The organism is Bacteroidota bacterium (assembly GCA_017303975.1).
In the GTDB taxonomy this organism is placed as follows: Bacteria; Bacteroidota; Bacteroidia; order JAFLBG01; family JAFLBG01; genus JAFLBG01.
The window spans coordinates 102,219-120,596 of sequence record JAFLBG010000002.1 but is presented as its reverse complement, the minus strand read 5'-3'; the positions used below and the strand labels follow the sequence as shown (position 1 = coordinate 120,596).

At 37.2% G+C, this 18,378-nt stretch carries 8 protein-coding genes; 6 read left to right on the top strand and 2 right to left on the bottom strand.

Annotated features, from left to right (window positions below; all coding sequences use genetic code 11):
* The first annotated feature begins 1 nt into the window (after position 1).
* Positions 2-4,138: a gliding motility-associated C-terminal domain-containing protein gene (locus tag J0M08_01475; GenBank protein ID MBN8701711.1), complete on the top strand. Its 4,137-nt coding sequence runs from the start codon at positions 2-4 to the stop codon at positions 4,136-4,138.
* Positions 4,139-4,279: 141 nt separating this feature from the next.
* Positions 4,280-8,173, top strand: a complete 3,894-nt coding sequence (locus J0M08_01470; protein ID MBN8701710.1) for a gliding motility-associated C-terminal domain-containing protein — start codon at positions 4,280-4,282, stop codon at positions 8,171-8,173.
* On the opposite strand, the gene J0M08_01465 is transcribed toward J0M08_01470, so the two are convergent.
* Entirely contained in the window at positions 8,156-9,676 is a 1,521-nt protein-coding gene (locus J0M08_01465) for a hypothetical protein (protein MBN8701709.1), read from the bottom strand. The two genes, J0M08_01470 and J0M08_01465, sit on opposite strands and share 18 nt — an antisense overlap.
* 225 nt (positions 9,677-9,901) lie before the next feature.
* On the opposite strand from J0M08_01465, the gene J0M08_01460 reads away from it, so the two are divergent.
* The 4 genes from J0M08_01460 (at position 9,902) to J0M08_01445 (ending at position 16,754) form a co-directional block, all read left to right on the top strand.
* Entirely contained in the window at positions 9,902-10,075 is a 174-nt protein-coding gene (locus J0M08_01460; GenBank protein ID MBN8701708.1) for a hypothetical protein, read from the top strand.
* 70 nt (positions 10,076-10,145) lie between these two features.
* Positions 10,146-10,880 (top strand): hypothetical protein, encoded by a 735-nt coding sequence (locus J0M08_01455; GenBank protein MBN8701707.1) that lies wholly within the window; start codon positions 10,146-10,148, stop codon positions 10,878-10,880.
* Positions 10,881-10,904: 24 nt separating this feature from the next.
* On the top strand, positions 10,905-12,722 hold the full coding sequence (locus tag J0M08_01450; GenBank protein ID MBN8701706.1) for a gliding motility-associated C-terminal domain-containing protein: 1,818 nt from the start codon (positions 10,905-10,907) through the stop codon (positions 12,720-12,722).
* Between the two features lie 123 nt (positions 12,723-12,845).
* On the top strand, positions 12,846-16,754 hold the full coding sequence (locus J0M08_01445; GenBank protein MBN8701705.1) for a gliding motility-associated C-terminal domain-containing protein: 3,909 nt from the start codon (positions 12,846-12,848) through the stop codon (positions 16,752-16,754).
* On the opposite strand, the gene J0M08_01440 is transcribed toward J0M08_01445, so the two are convergent.
* Complete coding sequence (locus tag J0M08_01440; GenBank protein MBN8701704.1) at positions 16,747-18,261, bottom strand: hypothetical protein; 1,515 nt, start codon at positions 18,259-18,261, stop codon at positions 16,747-16,749. The genes J0M08_01445 and J0M08_01440 overlap by 8 nt on opposite strands.
* Positions 18,262-18,378 lie beyond the last annotated feature (117 nt).

Sequence of the window (18,378 nt, the reverse complement as noted above, 5' to 3'; positions counted from 1 at the left end):
TATGAAAAAAAGACTACTAGCTAATTTCGTTGTTGCATTGAGTATTTGTTTTTCGTTAGCAAATGCACAAAGTGCTTATAACCCAACAGTTAATTCTGAAAAACTTTCACTTTCACTACAAGCAATTCCAATACCACAATGCGCGCTTCAAGCAACATTGTCTCCTGTTAAACCTGTTGTAACAGGAGGTTCTGGTAATTACAAATACAAATGGAGTAATGGTGAAACAACATTAAAGTTGTATAATTATGAGTTTGACCGCACGTACTTATTGGCAGTAACGGATGATAAAGGCAATACTGTTTCTCAATCTGTTTATTTGCCACCTACATCTTATCCAACCGTAACTTTAACTGCTACCAATGTAAGTGATTGTTTAGGGGCTTGTGATGGTACTGCAACGGCCTTGGTTTCAGGTGGGGCGCCACCCTACACGTACAGTTGGAGTAATGGTGTTACTGCTGTTACTGCATCAACGGTTCATGCAATATCGGGTCTGTGTCCTGGAACATATACTGTAACCGTAATCGATACATATACTTGCTATGGTCAAGCTACCGCAGGTGGCGTTGTTTCTACACCTACTGTTGGTATATCCTTTACTAAAACAAACGAAACGTGTACTTCTGCAAATGGCTCCATTACTGCCAATCCAACGGGAGGAACTTCTTATACGTATTTATGGAGTAATGCAAAAACAACCCAAACAATAACAGGAGCTTCTGCAGGTGTTTATACAGTTACCGTTACTGCCAATAACGGATGTACTGCTTCTGCATCTACAAGTATTACCAATACCCCCGCAGGTACTGCTGCAATTACCCAAACAAATGTGCTTTGTTATGGAAATTCAACTGGTTCTGCAAAAGTTACAATGACAGGTGGTACAAGTCCCTTTAGTTATACTTGGAGTACAGGATTTGGAAACCAAACCCAAACAGGTTTAGCGGCCGGTAATTATACTGTTACCGTTAAAGACGATAATGATTGTATTGTTACTGCCACGGTTACTATAACTCAACCAGCAGCTCCTTTGTCAGGAACTGTAACTACTACCAATGTTGCTTGTTTTGGAGGATCTACAGGTTCAGCCCTAATTACTCCCTCTGGAGGAACAGGTGCATATACTTATTCATGGAGTAATGGAAGAGTTGTTGCCTCAAACACTTCACTTTCCGCAGGTTCTTATACTATTCGCTTAACAGATGCAAACGGATGCTCTGTTACTTATACTGCCACTATCAATCAACCTACATCGGCACTTTCGGCTACAGTTACTTCTGATTCTACTTCTTGTAATGGAATTGCAGATGGTGGTGCAATTGTTACTGCCGGTGGTGGAACGCCTAATTATACCTATTTGTGGAGCAATGGTGCGACTACCTCTATCAATACAAACTTACTGGCAGGAACATATACTGTTACCGTTACAGACGACAATGGCTGTACAGTAGTTCGTACAACGACTGTACTTCAGCCTGCAGCTCTTAGTGTTACCGTTACTTCCATATCACCTAAATGCGGATTTGCTAATGGCTCTGTGTCTGCCTCTGCTTCCGGTGGAAGTCCTACCTATTCCTATAGTTGGAATACTACTACTAATTTAACTAATTTGCCTGCGGGTGTTTATACGCTTACCGTGTCTGATATCAATGGCTGTAAATCTGTTTCTACTACCACATTAACAGATATTGCCGGGGGTACTGTAACCATTGCTTCTCAAACAAATGTATTGTGTTTTGGCGGAGCAACTGGAGTGCTTACTGCTACCAATAACGGAGGAACAGCACCATTTAGTTACAGTTGGAGCAATGGTTTTGGATTACAAACCATTACTACACTAACTGTAGGTGTTTATTCAGTAACTATGACGGATGCAAATTCTTGTACTTCGGTTGTGAGTGCAACCGTAACACAGCCTGCTACTGCCGTTTCAGGTACTATTGCAACAACTCCTTCCGGATGTACTACCAGTATAGGTTCAGCAACAATTACTTCGAGTGGAGGAACTGGTGGACATACTTATTTTTGGAGTAATGGGGGGAATACGAATGTAATTAACAATTTATCATCGGGAGTTTATACTTGTACTGTTACCGATGCAAATGGTTGTAAAGGAATTGTTTCTACAACTCTTACAAATTTGTCCGGAGGAACAGCATCCGTTACTACCAATAGTAATGTAAGCTGTAATGGTGGTTCTAATGCTTCTGCTACGGCTAATATGACAGGAGGTCAAGCTCCGTTTACCTATATATGGAGCAATGGTTCCACAGCCCAAGTGGTTAATGGTTTATCTGCCGCAACCTACACAGTTGTAATAACTGATTTTAATGGATGTTCTAGTTTTGCTACCGTTAGTATTACTCAGCCTACATTGGCTTTAGGAGGTGTCATTTCAAATTCTGTTTCAGCATGTTCCGGAAATACCAATGGTGTTGCAACGGCTAATCCTACTGGTGGAACAGGAGCTTATACTTATTTTTGGAATACTACGCAAACAACACAAAGTATTAATGGATTAGGCTTAGGCGCATATAGTGTTTTAGTTACCGATGCTAATGGCTGTACAACTACTTTATCTACAACCGTTACTTCTTCGGGAGGTCCGGTAGTGAGCGTTTCAGGACAGACAAATGTAAGTTGTAACGCTGGAAATAATGGTTCTGCCACCGCTACTGTTACAAATGGAACACCTGCTATAACTTATTTGTGGAGCAATGCAGCTACTGGTGCCGTTGCAAATAATCTTGCTCAAGGTACTTATACCGTTACTGTTTTGGATGCAAATAATTGTTCTTCTCAAGCTACTGTAACAATTACCGAACCTACGTTTTCTTTAACAGCAGGCGCTGCGGTTACCACCACACTTGCTTGCGCAAATGTTAATAATGCAGTTCTTACAGTTACTGCTACAGGCGGGACTTCGGGATACTCATATATTCTTCAGCCTGGTAATACAACGAATACAACCGGAGTTTTCTCTGGATTAGGCTCTGGAACATTTACTGTAACTGTTAGTGATGCCAATGGTTGTACGGCACTTGCCAATGGAACAAACTCTATTGTTATTACACAGCCCACTCCTATTACCGTAACAGTTACAAGCAGTACAAATGCTACATGTAACGGAGCTTCTTCTGCTCAGCTTACAGCAGTGGCTATTGGCGGAGGTGGTAGTTATACCTACTCTTTAAGTCCGGGTGCAGTAAGTAATACTTCAGGCTTGTTCACTGCGCTGGCTGCAGGCACCTATACAGTGGTTGTTTCCGATACACTTGGTTGTGTATCTCCTGTTGGTGCTGTGCATACAATTACACAGCCTGCTGCAATTTCAATATCTACTAATGCGGGTCTTGTGAATGAGTCTTGTCCTGGCGATGCAGATGGAAGTGCTACTGTTACTGCAACAGGTGGGAATGGCGGATTTTCTTATCTTCTTCAGCCATCTTCGGCTACTAATACTACTGGAGTTTTTGCAGGACTTACCGCAGGTTCATATACTGTTCAAGTTACTGATAATTTAGGATGCTTTAATGATTTTACTTTTAGTATATCCAATTCTTCTAATGGAATAGTAATTGCGCTAAATGATAATGATAGTACAGAATACAACACAACAAAATCGTTTGATGTGTATCAGAACGATACTGCTGTAAGTTCTGCAAACATTAGTGTTCTAATAGCTCCTGTTAATGGTACGGTAGTTTCTATCAGTAATGGACTTATAGAATATAAGCCTAATCAAGATTTTACAGGAAACGATTCGTTGGTTTATGAAATTTGTGATCAGTTTTGTGCACTTAAATGCGATACAGCAAAATTATATATTCGAGTATTGCAGGAAGTATTATTAAATGTTCCCAATGGATTTAGTCCTGACGGAGATAATATAAATGACAAATGGGTGGTAAGAAATTTAGATAGATTTGGAAATGGAAATAACAAAGTAGAGATATATAATCGTTGGGGAGATAAGGTGTATGAAGCAAATCCATACAAAAATGATTGGGATGGAGTTCCTAACAAAGGTGTAGTAAATATTGGGGATGGGAAGGTTGTTGCGGGTACGTACTATTATGTACTTACAATAGAGGGCTTAGACACCTATAAAGGGTATTTGGAAATAAGAAGATAGGTGGTTGTTTTTCAGCACGTAAGTGCCAAATTGATTATTTCTTAGCATTTCAGATATATTCTTTTATTTCAACATTGGTTTGAATAAAAGTGTGTTAAAGCGTAGCTTTATAGTGTCAATTTATAAACTACTCTTAGGCTTATGCGTTTCAATAATCTGATTGTTTCAACATTTTTTTTACTTTTTACTTTTTCCGCTTTCACTCAAAATAGTTGGCTAAATACAAATGGGGGAGCAGTTAATTTGGGCGACTTGGATGTTTCTGGGGATAAAATAACTGTAGAGGCAATTATTACTGTGACAAACAATTCATCTGCTAATAATATCGTTTCAAAACATCACTCCCCTGCAGATGTAAATTATTTATTACGTCCTGGTTCTTTTGAAGTTACAACTACAAATGGATATAAAAGTGTTGTGAACTCGGTATCTATTCCCCTTAACACTCCTACACACGTTGCAGCAACATACGATGGAACAGTATTGTGTTATTATACAAATGGTTGTTTGACTGGCACAATGAGTTGTTCGGGCACAATGGTTCAGAATGCACACAACACTTCTATTGGGAGTCGATGGAATTACGGTGCCCCGGATGAGCTTTTTTATGGATATATTGATGAAGTGAGAATTTGGAATGCTGCTAGAACGCAAACTCAAATAAGGGCGAATATGAACACTCTTCCTACCTATTGGATGGAAACAAATTTGATAGCGTATTATGATTATGATTTTGATTTTTCGAATCAGAAAAATTTTGGTGTTTGGACAGGAACTGCAACCGCAACTGGCGCTACAAGAGTTCTAAAGACCTATAACTATGGAGATATAAAACTGTTTAATGAATCTGCAACTACTGAGCCATTGTTTTGCAATGGTAGTGGAGATGGACAAATTACTGCCATGTCTTGGGGAGGGAATCAAAATCATCAATATGCCTTAAATAATGGAGTTTGGGGCACATCCAATACATTTGCTAATCTAACCCCTGGCACATATACTGTTTCTGCTCGAAGCGCTGAGGCAGACCCACTTTGTACAAAGTCTGTTGTTGTAAACATTTCGCAGCCATCGGTTGTGGCTATAAATGGAAGTGTTACTAATGTGTTGTGCAATGGCAATTCTACAGGTGCTATAACAACTAGTGTTACAGGCGGCACCACACCTTATTCTTATCTATGGTCGCCTTCAAATGCAACTACAAATTTCATCAATACTTTATCTGCGGGCAATTATACTGTTAATGTAAATGATAATGTGTGTGTGCCTATTGGTCCCGAATTGCTTATTAATAGAAGTTTTACTAGTGGTAACACAGGCTTTACTTCCGATTATAATTATGCAACATTTGATATGAGTAATGACTTGGATGAAACTTCTATAATTGTTGAGACAGATCCAGATAAAGTACACAGCGTGTGGACTGCTTTAACAGATCATACTACAGGGAACGGAAATTTATTAGTGGTTAACGGCTCGTCTGTTAGCACAAATAGATTTTGGATTCAGAATGCGATTCTAGCTTCTAATACCAATTACAGTTTTAGTTTTTGGGCAGCGAGTACATATTCTGGAAATCCTGCTGTTGTTAGGCTACAGCTTAATGGGGTTGATGTTGGTTCGGCACAAACCTTACCTGCGTTGTCTAATACATGGACAAAGTACAGCATAACTTTTAATTCCGGGGCAATAACTACTTGTACATTATCATTGCGTGATAATAATGCTACTGCCGTAGGAAACGATTTTGTAATAGATGACTTATCCTTACGAGTTTGTAGTTATAACTGCAAAACTGCACAAACCTATACTGTTACCGAACCCGCTGTTATAACTTCTACTATATCTTCCACTTCAGTAGTTTGCAATGGACAAGCCAATGGTGCTGCCATTGCTTCGGTTGCCGGGGGTGTTGCCAATTACCAATATAACTGGGGAACTGGTTACGGTACGTCCAATAGTATATCTACATTAGCAGCCGGTAATTATTCTGTTACTGTTCGAGATGCAAATAATTGTACTATAGTAAAGACATATACCGTTACACAACCATCTGCATTGTCGTCAACTGTTTCTTCCACAAATGTATTGTGTTTTGGAGGGTCTAGCGGAACAGCCTCTGTTGCAAGTAGCGGAGGTAATGGTGGTTATTTGTATTCTTGGAGTAATGCAGCTACAACATCTTTTGTAAATAATCTTACATCGGGTATAATTACCGTTACAACTACTGATACTAAAGGGTGTACTGTAACACGTACTGTATCTATAACTCAACCATTGGCAACACTTACCGGAAGTATTTCTACTATCCCATCAGGTTGTAATAGTAGTACTGGTTCTGCAACAGCTAATTTTGCAGGAGGTACAGGAGCATATACTTATTTGTGGAGTAATTTAATCAATACGCAAACTGCTACGGCACTTTCGTCCGGTATATATTCTATTACAGTTACCGATGCAAATGCTTGTAGTGCTATTGCTACTACTACCCTTGCCAACACCACAGGAGGTGTTGCATCTGCAAGTGTTTTGAATAATATAAGTTGTTTTGGAACTACTACTGGTTCTGCATCAGCTTCTATTGCTGGTGGTACTGGGCCATTTACTTATTTGTGGAGTAATTCTCAAACAACTCAAAATATAACAGGAGTTGCTGCAGGTACTTATACGGTAACAATAACAGATGCAAATCTTTGTAGTTCTACTTCAGTAGTATCTATTACAGAGCCTTCGGCAGCTGTTAGTGCAACGGTAACAATGACAGGCTCTTTGACTTGCTCCGGTTCGTCTAATGCATCCTTGGTGGTTGCTGCAAATGGTGGCGTGCCCGGATATACCTACACATTACTCCCAATTAACAGTTCGAATACGAACGGTGTGTTTTCTAATCTGTCAGCAGGTACGTACACTATTGTTGTGGCTGATGCAAATAGTTGTTCTGCGATAGCTGTATCTTCCGGAGGACAGATTGTAATTACGCAACCTGCGCCAATTACTCTTACATTAAGTGCTAGTAATAATCTTTCTTGTTTTGGAAATTCTACAGGTCAAATAACCGCTTCTGCAACGGGCGGAACAGGCTCTTATACGTTTCAATTAAATCCGGGCTCAACTACGAATAGTTCAGGTGCTTTTACAGGCTTATCTTCCGGAACATATTCTGTAGTGGTTAGCGATGGGAATAACTGTAATTCGTTAAACACCTTAACTGTTTCAATTTCTCAACCATCACAGTTGTTGGCATCTAGCGGATCTGTAACTGATGAAAGTTGTTCAGGAGTTGCAGATGGAGCTGCAAGCGTGGTTGCCTCAGGTGGCAGTGGGGGATTGGTTTATAAGCTGTTCCCGGGTTCTATTTCAAATTCAAACGGTAATTTTACAGGGCTTACGTCCGGTACATACACTGTTACTGTTGAGGATGCTAATAACTGTAGCGCTTCTTATCAGTTCCCTATTTCGGTATTATCTACAGGTGTTGTACTTGCAACAAACGATTATGATAGTACGCTTTTTAACGAAGTTAAATCTGTGTATGTGTTTGGAAACGACAACGGAAATAATGCCAATAACATTGTAATTATTGATAATCCAAAGAATGGCACAATTGTTTCCAATGCAAATGGATATTTTGAATACAAGCCAAACTCCGGATTTTCGGGCGAAGATTCTATTGCTTATCAGTTATGTGATTTGTATTGTACGTTGAAATGCGATACTGCTAAAGTGTATTTAAAAGTGTTATCCGAGTTGGTGTTGTCTATTCCAAATGGATTTAGCCCCGATGGCGATGGCATAAACGATACCTATGTGCTAAAAAATTTAAGCAGGTTTGGAAATGGAAATAATACATTGGAAATCTTTAATCGTTGGGGAGATAAAGTGTACGAGGCAAAACCATATAAGAACGATTGGGATGGAACTCCCAATAAGGGCTTGAGTATTGGTAACGGAAAGGTTGTTTCGGGAACCTATTTCTATGTGTTAATCATTGAAGGTATGGATCCGTACAAAGGATATTTAGAGATTAGAAGATAGTTGATTGTTTTGTTCGCGGATAATAATTTCTACATCTGTATTTCTGATGATACTTTCTAGCCATATTTTTGCGTAGGGGCCGAAAGAGTTCTCGAAAACATTCACTCCGCTTAAATCATTAAGAAGTTTTTTCAGAGATTCACTTTCATTCACTTTGCCACTATTTAGCACTGCAATAAGGGAATTGTACCATAAGATGTCAAATTGTTCTAGTTTTATTTTTGGGTCTTCAATTGCATTCTTCGCAATTCTTGACGCTTCAGTATAATTCTCTTTGATGTAGTAATAATTAAAACAGAGTATGTGGTAGAATCGCAAAATAGACTCGCTGAGTATATAATTGTCTAACTTTTGGTGTTCGAAATTTACCATGTATGCTGCAAATTTTTTGTAGTTTTTACAAAGGAGAAAGTATGATTGCAGATACAAATACAATTTTACATAGGTAGAAGTATAACTCTTTTCTTTAGCTAAAAATGCCTCGATACTATCAAAATTAAAAGTTGAGATGGAGGCTGAGTCAATGGAGTGAAGCAATTTAATGCCAAGTAATTTACTTTGAATGAAATTATCGTTGGTGACAGAATTATATTCGTGAATTACCACCTCTATTTTGCTTAATAAGTTGTTGTATTTTGCAAAATCTTTTGCAAGGCTAGCCCCTTCTGCTGCATTCATTAAATAAAGTAAATATCTTCTATCAAGAATATTGTCTTTAATTTCCTTTACGTTATTTCTCTCGTATAAATTACACCACCGGTTGCAATATTCGAAAACGATAGTTTCGTAATATAGTCTTGAATAATATCCCATTATAATGGTAATCAAATCTAATCTCACTGATATTGGGATTGTCAACTCTGCTTCTAAAACTACACAGCGCGAAATTAGACTATCTATCTCTTTCTTCTTTTCATTCTTCAGCCCGTCCGAACTATATAGTGCTATTAATTTTTGATGAATAAAGCTTTTTTCTCGTTGAAAGTTGTTTTTATTAAATACATCTTGAAACTCTTCGGTTAACTCGATATGATTGCTTCTGTAAATTCCTATGGAGTGAATGTGTAGGCTTATTTCCAATGCCAAAATGCGCTCTAGGAAGCTATATTTTTCATGAGCATACGCAAGTTCTTTGCATTTGTACAAGTTCTTTAAGCACTTGTGATATAATTTTTTGTTCCGCAAAATTTTTGTGGTATGAATCATGTCCTCTAATTCTGCATCAATATCATTTTCTAGTGGTAAAGATTTAAGGGTTTTTATGATTAATTGAAACAAATATTTTTTTGTAAAGGCAAAGTTTTTTATTGTGTCTGCAAATTTTTTCTTTAGATCAGATTCATTATAATTTTTGCTTTTATCTATTGCTTCAAATAAAAGCATGTATGTTTTTTCGGAGCTCTCATCTCCATCATATTTATTTGCAAACGAATAAAATTGTTTTCGCTCAGGAATTGTGAGTGATTTTATTAATTGAAACAAATCGTCTTCTCCTTTGCGCATACTAATTATCAAATTGGTAATTACTTTAAGTTACAAATAGATTATAATTATACAAAGGAATAGCTCATATTTAAGGTTGTTATTTTGTTTTAATTAATTGAAATAGAGTGTTTTGTTGTTTTGTGTTGAGCTTATAAACCACTCATTATAAACAAAAGCAACATGGAAATAAAAAACATGCGCAGCTACATTTATATAAAACAATAACACCTAAAATAGGAAGCTATGAACAGAAAAACTACACCCGAAAAAGCACCAAGTTATTTCTCTAACCTGATAAATGCGGTAAAGAAAATTGTAACGATACAATTTAATACAGCCAACTATAAACACATTAAAAAAATGAGAAGCCAACTTAATTTATACCACAACCATTTTAATCAAGTTATTGGGCTGTAAATAGAATAATCCAACAAAACTATATGCGAAATTTTAAAAGATTTTAGGTAACAATTTAATACCAATACAAATGAAAAAAGCACTACTATTCTTTTATCTAGTTGTAACCGGGTTTTACACATCCGCGCAAAACAATATGGGTATAGGCACCAACACCCCCGACCCAAGCGCGATACTTGATGTTTCTTCTACCAACAAAGGGCTGCTGGCACCTCGCATGACAACCACTCAGCGCCTTGCTATTGCTAGCCCTGCCGATGGCTTAATTGTGTACGACACCACTGTTGGCTGCTTGTTTGTGTACAATGCAATGCTCTCTACCTGGACATCTACTTGCCCACCCACAGGCATTAGTATTGCCGGTTTTCAGTATGCACAACAAAATGGAATTACCGATAGAGACTCTTTAGATATATCCTATATGTCCACAAGTTTAAATACACCAATTGCTATTCAGACTTTTACAATTAATGTTATTGCCGGACAAAAAGTGTTCTTAATGGGAAGTGCAGATTTTAACAGAAGTGGTCTTACTGGGCAATGGGGTGGACATAATGGAATTTTACGAGAAGGTTTTTATATGTATATCAAAAGAAATTCAACCTATATTAAAGCAGGTGGTATAGCTACTAAGACTTTATTAAATTCTAATCCTCTAGAATACGGGGAGACAATGTCTATACAATATGTTGACATCCCTTCTGTTTCAGGAGTATATAGTTACACATTAGAAGTTAGAAATCAAGATCGCACTCATAGGGTTACAGCAGATGGCGTTTCTCTTTATGGAATTGTATTTAACTAGAACAAACGGATAGTGCATAAATTTATGATAACTAATTGTTCATTTACTCCAAGGCTTAGTGCTAACCTGTTTGTGGTAACACTAATGTTTTATTTAAAAGTTTTTGCTCAACCTATTGTATTCAACCAATGTAGTACAGTTGTAATAAGCCCGGGCTTGCTAGTGATGGTAAATGGCGATGTTTGGAATACTGCCTCTGGCAATATTGTAAACAATGGAACTGTAACTATTGCCAATAGCGGAAACCTTGGCTCTTTGTATTTAAAAGGGAATTCCGTTTTGTCTGGAAGTGGGTTGTATCGTGTGGAGCAAGATTGGGAGAACGATGCTACATTTATAGCTGATACTAGCACAGTTGAATTATTTTCAAGTACTGCGCAACAATTTATTACAAGTACAAACAATACGCCAACAACATTTCATAATTTGCATTTAACTGGACTGGGAGCGGGCAATGCACGAAAAAAGAGCTTAAAATCTACGAATGCAGGAGTTGATGCAACTGGTGTGTTAATAATTAGTGACCGTGAGTTAGACACTGATACAAATACTTTTTATGTAAACAACCCATCCGTTTCAGCTATTATGAATGCTACTGTTTTTGGTAACGAAGGTTTTGTAAGTAGCATTGGTAACGGTAGTTTGTCAAGGGTTGTAAATAGTACAAGCACTTATTTTTATCCCACAGGCTCTTCTTTAGGAACAACAAGATATAGGCCTGTTTTTGTTACACCATCAACTTCTTTAGCCGATACGTTTTCAGCCCGACTTGTGAATGCCTTGCCTACCAATACCAATAAGCTAGATACGGCAACGGTGTGTGGAATTAATTTACATTTTTTTCATAAAGTAAAACGAGCTGCTAGTTTTACAACCAGTGCAGCGGTTGAAATTTATTATGATCAAATAGCAGATGGCAATTGGGATGGTATTGCACAGTGGAATACTCCGCTTGTATCCTATTGGAACGGATTAGTGGGTGCAACAAACAATGCCTTTACAAATTATAGTTCTGTGAAAAAAGCTAATTGGAATAATTTTTCTAACGATTCGATGGTGCTTAGCAAAGAGTCTCCTGTAGCGCCTTCTATAGCTTGTATAGATAGCATTTGTGCAAATAAAGCAGGTAATAGTATTTCGGCATCTGGCAGCGGTACCTTTGTGTGGGCAACTCCTAGCGGTACTCAAATAAGCAGCGGACAAGGCACATCAACTATTTTGGTAGATTGGAATAATAGTCCCGGACCCATAAGTGTTTATCAGGTGGCGGCAAACGGATGTAAGTCAGCAGTATCTGTTTGCAATATTTCTGTTGCTTCTCTTCCTCAAGCAGGGTTTGCGGTAAGTTCTAGTGGTGATATGGGCACTGTAAATTCGTTTATAGATCAGTCGCAATCGGTAGTAAGCTGGCAGTGGAGTTTTGGTGATGGTAGCACTTCGCAAGAATCGAATCCGGTTCATATGTTTGAAGAACCTGGAACATATAGTGTTTTGCAAACGGTAACAAATGCGTATGGCTGCTCAAATTCTTTTTCAGAAACAATTGTAATTAAAGACAGTCTTTTTATCCCCAGCGGATTTAGCCCCAATGGCGATGGTATAAACGATACGTTTGTTATAAGAAGTGCATTTAAAAATCTAGAAAATACATTTGAAGTGTATAATCGTTGGGGCGATTTAGTGTATACTTTAGATAATTATCGTAATCAGTGGGATGGAAGCGTTAACGTTTCTAATCCCGCACTAGGCAACGACAAAGTAGTTTCCGGTACTTATTTTTATGTATTTACTACTAAGTACGATAACAAATCGTATAAGGGATATTTGGAGCTGCGGTATTAGCTCACTTATTAAATTTTAATAAGTTCATTATCATTGTTTTGTGTTTATTTTAACTGTAAGAATAGCATATTTAATACAAAAATTAAATTGGTATAATTTCTTTTCTAAGCTATTTTGACAACTATGCAGTTCAGATATCTTCTTCTTTTTTTTATTTGCAATTATTGCGTAGGAAATACTTCTGAAACATCTACTGCCTTGCGAGGAAATGGCATGAACTTTATTGAGAACAAGGGACAGGTAGTGGATATGAACCAAAACCTGCGTCCCGATGTATTGTTTGTAGGTGATGGAGGTGGCAACAAAGTGTACTTGCGTCAAACGGGAATTAGCTATGTACTGTTAGAAAATTTAGTGCGCACATTTGCTAGCGAAGAAGAAAAATTAGGTGCTGGTCCAGATACCAGACCAATAAACGGTTGCAGGGTAGATGTTAATTTTGTAGGAGCTAACAACGCCTTTCAAACAAGAAAAGAACAAGAAGTAGAAGGCTATACTAATTATTACTATGCGCACTGCCCAACAGGAATAACGCATGTAAAGGGCTTTAATAAAGTAACCTACGAAAACATTTACAACAACATTGATTTTGTAGCGTATGGAAACAAAGCGAATGGAATTAAATATGACATGGTTGTAAATCCGGGTGGAGAAGTAAATGACATACAACTAAACTATACAGGTGTCGATAACATAAAAGAAGTAAATGGTAGGCTGTATATCGAAACATCGGTAGGCACGATAGAAGAGTGGATGCCCAAAGTGTATCAAACTATTGATGGAACTATACAGGATGTAGCTATGCAGTATATAGTAAAAAAAGACGAATCGAAGGAGCAATCTTTTTTTCTTTCTTTTTCTGTGGGGGCATACAATAAAAATTATTCGTTAGTAATAGACCCTAGTAGCGCCTGGATAACATTTATGGGCGGCAGTGGAATGGATTACGCAAATACAATTACTGCTGATAACTTGAATAATTTAATTACCTCAGGAACTACATTCTCTAACGGTTTCCCAGTTTCTGTTGGAGCCTTTCAAGTGGTAAACAACTCTAGTTCCGGTACAAAAGAGATTGTGGTTGCAAGTTTTTCAAATACAGGTAGTAGAAATTGGGCAACCTACTTTGGGGGTAGCAAGTTTGAAGTGTCAAAAGCAATTGCTCACGACAGTCAAAACAATCTATCTATACTTGGCATTACGAATTCTCTAAACTTACCTGTCACTTTAGGAGCTTTTCAAAGCTCTAATCCTATGGGTGTATTTTGTTATTTTTTATTTCAATTAAACTCTGCCGGTATTCTTAATTGGAGCTCTTATTATCGTGCTTTTATTTCAGGGCAAGGAGCTATGGCATACATTGATGGTTATTCTTCTGATCTTGCCATCGATCAAAATGATAACATTGTTTTTTGTGGTACAGCTATGGATAGTTTACCCATATCTTCAACTCAAAGCATAAATCCCGGAAATACCAAAGGGAATGCATTCGTTTCTAAATTCGACAAGTTGGGAAATATTGTATTTGCAAATTTTTATAGTGCTGTTGTGGGTTCTGAATCAAAGGCAGTAGCAGCAGATGCATTGAATAATATTGTATTAGTAGGACAACCATTAGGATTATATCCAACAACCATCAATCCATTTGGTTGCAGTACAAACGTTTTCGAAAGTTTTTGTGTAAAGATGGATGCTATCGGAAATATTGTTTGGTCTACTATGATACCAGGAAACTTTCCCGATGTTCAGTGTAATGCCTCAAATGATATAGTCGTTTCAACAACTGCAGATGGCGCTTATACGTGTTCCCCTCCAACTAATAATCCTTTTCAAGGAGGGACAGACTTGTATTTAGTTAAGTTAAATGCTAATGGCTCTATTCTGTGGTCCACAGCGTTTGGAACATCTGATAGAGAACTTTTCCCATTTTTAACTCTTGATGCTAACGGCAATCCCTATATATTTGGCGAGTACGAAGATTTTGAAGCCAGTATAACTACTAGCTCTTGTGGTTATCAGAATACATTTGGAGGCATAGAAGATCATTACATAGCAAAATTTGATGGACTTACAGGCGATTATTTATGCTCTACTTACTTAGGTGGTCCGGATGAAGATGACTGGGATAACGGAGATGTGCGTGGCGATATTAAAGTAAAGAACGGATTTATTTATTTTGTAAATGCAGGTCAAGGTGGTTATCCTACAACAGCAAACTCCTTTCAACCCACACATGCTGGCGGCTTTGAAGATTTGGTTATTGGCCGAATTTGCGCCTTAAACTGTGGTGACGATACGTACAGCGATGTAACCTTTGATACCACAGTGGTTCCGCAAGGGTGTTCGGTGCAAGTGAACTATACGCCACACCATTACTGCGATCCGAGTGGTACTAATTTTGTATGGAGTTTTCAAGGAGGCACGCCAAGTTCGTCTACTTCTTTTAACCCACAGGTAAGCTACAGTAGTAGTGGCACCTATCAAGTTAAGCTAATTATTAGCTCTGTTTGCAATACCGACAGTGTTTTCAAAAGTGTAACCGTTTCCATTCCGAATAATAATGTTACTATTAGTGGAGATAGTGTACTTTGTACAGGAAGCCTATCAATACTAGAAGTTAAGGGTGTAAGTACTGCCAACTGGAGTCCTGCGAGTAATTTAAATACTGCCACAAGTACAACAGTTATTGCCAATCCTCCCACTAGTGTTACGTATACAGTAAGCGGCAACACCACACAAGGCTGTCCTTATACATTACCCTACACACTTACTGTAAATGCGCTACCAAGTATTGCTACAACAACTATTGTTCCCGTATCGTGTAATTCGCTGAGTGATGGAAGTGCTGCTGTGGCAGGACAAAATACATTTGCCCCCTATTCTTACAATTGGAGTAACGGAGAAACTACAAACACACTTTCTAATGTTAGCGCTAATACGTATAGCGTAACCGTAGCAGATGGCAATGGTTGTACAAATACTGCAACAATAAGTATTACAGAGCCACCCGCATTAATTATAACAACAACAGGTGATAGCGCTGCTTGTGCCGGACGAACAAGCAATTTAACGGCTGTACCAACAGGAGGCAATGGTGGCTTTGCTTACCAGTGGACACCATTTAGTTCTATTACCAATACCGTTTCTACGCTAGTAAATACAACTACAGCATATCAAGTAACAGTAACAGATAGTAGGAATTGTACTGCCAGTTATTCCAGTACGCTCACTTGGCATGCTTTGCCGCAGGTAAGTTATACAGCACAAGATACAGCAGGCTGCGCACCTTTGTGTGTAAAGCTTGCCAACACTACAGATAATACTCAACAAGTACAATGGTATTTTAGCGATGGCTCGCAAAGCACTATGAGCAATGCTACACAATGCTTTGCCAATTCGGGCAGCTACTCGTATTCAGTTACGGTGATAGATAACAATGGTTGTTCAAATAACATCAGCAGCACTAACTCTATAACTGTGTATGGATTACCACAAGCGGCATTTACGCCATCATCGTATAGCACAGATGTGTTAAATGCAAATGTTAATTATTCCAACGAAAGTACCAATGCGGTATCGTACCTGTGGAATTTTGGCGATAATTCTCAATCAACAAGTACAATTGTTAATCCTTCGTACAGCTATCCCGATACAGGCTACTTTTGTACCAAATTGATTGCAATATCCCAGAAAGGTTGCATTGATAGCACTTCTCAATGTATAACTGTTAATCCTAATTTTGCGTTTTATATTCCAAACTCATTCACTCCGAATAGCGATGGAATTAATGATTTGTTCAATGGTTGGGGAATTGGCATAGCCGAATACCAGTTATGGATTTACAATCGTTGGGGACAGATGCTTTATACCACACACAAAACATATTCACCGGAAACGGCCGTTCCATGGAATGGCAGAGTCAATAATATTTTAGAAATAGTACAACAGGATGTGTATGTCTGGAAAGTACAACTAACAGACATTTTTGGTAAACACCATAACTACGTTGGACATGTAAGTGTGATTAGGTAGAGCTGTTTTTATCTTTTAATATTTTTTGTGATAATATTTCCTCAATAGGTCTGTTCTGAATTTTGCTTTCAAGCCAGTCCGTTAAAAAATATTGTGACAATAAAGTCTTGTTGTTATTGCTATTAATCGCTTGAGATAATTGCATTAGTTTGATAGGTAGAGCGTTTATTCCCTCATTTAGGAGCTGTAATAAACTATCAATCCAGTAGAGTACACTTTGCTCATTAGTGATTGTGTTTTTTAATGCTAGTTTTTTTAATCTGAGTAACTCTTCGTAATCCCCTTTTTCAAATTGTAGAGTAGCGTATATCAATAATGTGCCACCTGAAAATTGACCAGAGAAAACTTGAGTATCACTTGTTTCAATTTGAAAAAAAATACGCGTTAGTTTTTTGAGTTCTTTTTTGAATAATAATAAAGTTGCATATATTAAAAACGATCTGTTTTGTTGCATTGATGCAGAAACTTTATTAGGGGTATTTAGCGAGTCAAATTCATTTAGTTCGTACGTATTAAATTTCCCAGTAGAAAGCATGTAAAAGCATTTTGCAAATGTTAAGTCAGATAAAATGGCATTGCTTTCGGGTTTATTATTGTAATAACTACCAGTAGACTCCAATTCATGGATGGAGACTGTAGCTTGCTCTATTTTTTTGAGGCGAATTTCATAAAAAAATTTATTCAAAATAGAGTTGAAGTATTTGTAATGAAACTGTTTAAATAAAAAAAGCTTTTCTGAAAGTTGTTTGAATTTCTTTTGTAATTCACTTATGTGTTTTATTGCTTCTTCAAAAGCTTCTGTTCTTGCCTCTATCAAGGAGAGGTTTTCTAGGCAAATGATATCAACAAAAACAGGGTTAGGCTGCTGATTTAGGAGTGCTAGTAATTCTTCTTTTATTTCATTTATTCTTTTTGTGAAATTAGGGGCAATGAATGATGTAGTGTTTTCTAAGAAAATCAAATCATTTACGAGTATATGTAATTTGTTTTTTCTAAATAAAAAGTCATTTGCTGTTCTTCTTTCTTCAATTAATTTAGAATATGTTGTTTTATTAAACTGCCCTTTGAAAAATATATTTTTCAGTTGCTGGTCTATAAGTTGAATCACAATCTGATATTCTTCGCACTCATGTGCTTTCTTTTTTGTCAATTCTATTAAATGATTACTTCTTTTTAAAAGCCCTTTGCCTCTTAATATTTCTATTTCTACTAAAGATTTGTTTAACTCAAATATTGGATTGCTACTGGTAAAATCAAGCATAAAGCTTTTGATGATGAGGTCAAATAGGTAGTTTTTTAAAACAGCATAATTTTTAATTACTTTTTTTAGTTTTTCTTTTGTATGTTCTTCATCATAAAAACTTGCTTTTCTAAGCTCTTCAAACAAAACTAAATACTGTTTTTCCTCTTTATGCCCCTGATTTTTACAAAAAAAATAGAATTGTTTAATCTCTGCATTAGTAAGAGATTTTATTAATTCAAATAAGTCATTGTTTATGTTTGCCATTATTACTTCAATTTAGGAAAAATACCTTGTTAGAAATTAGTTAAACGCTTGTATAAGCTTTTTTGTTGATTAGTATTGCATGTTATGTAATTTAATTTATTTTGATTCAACAGACAG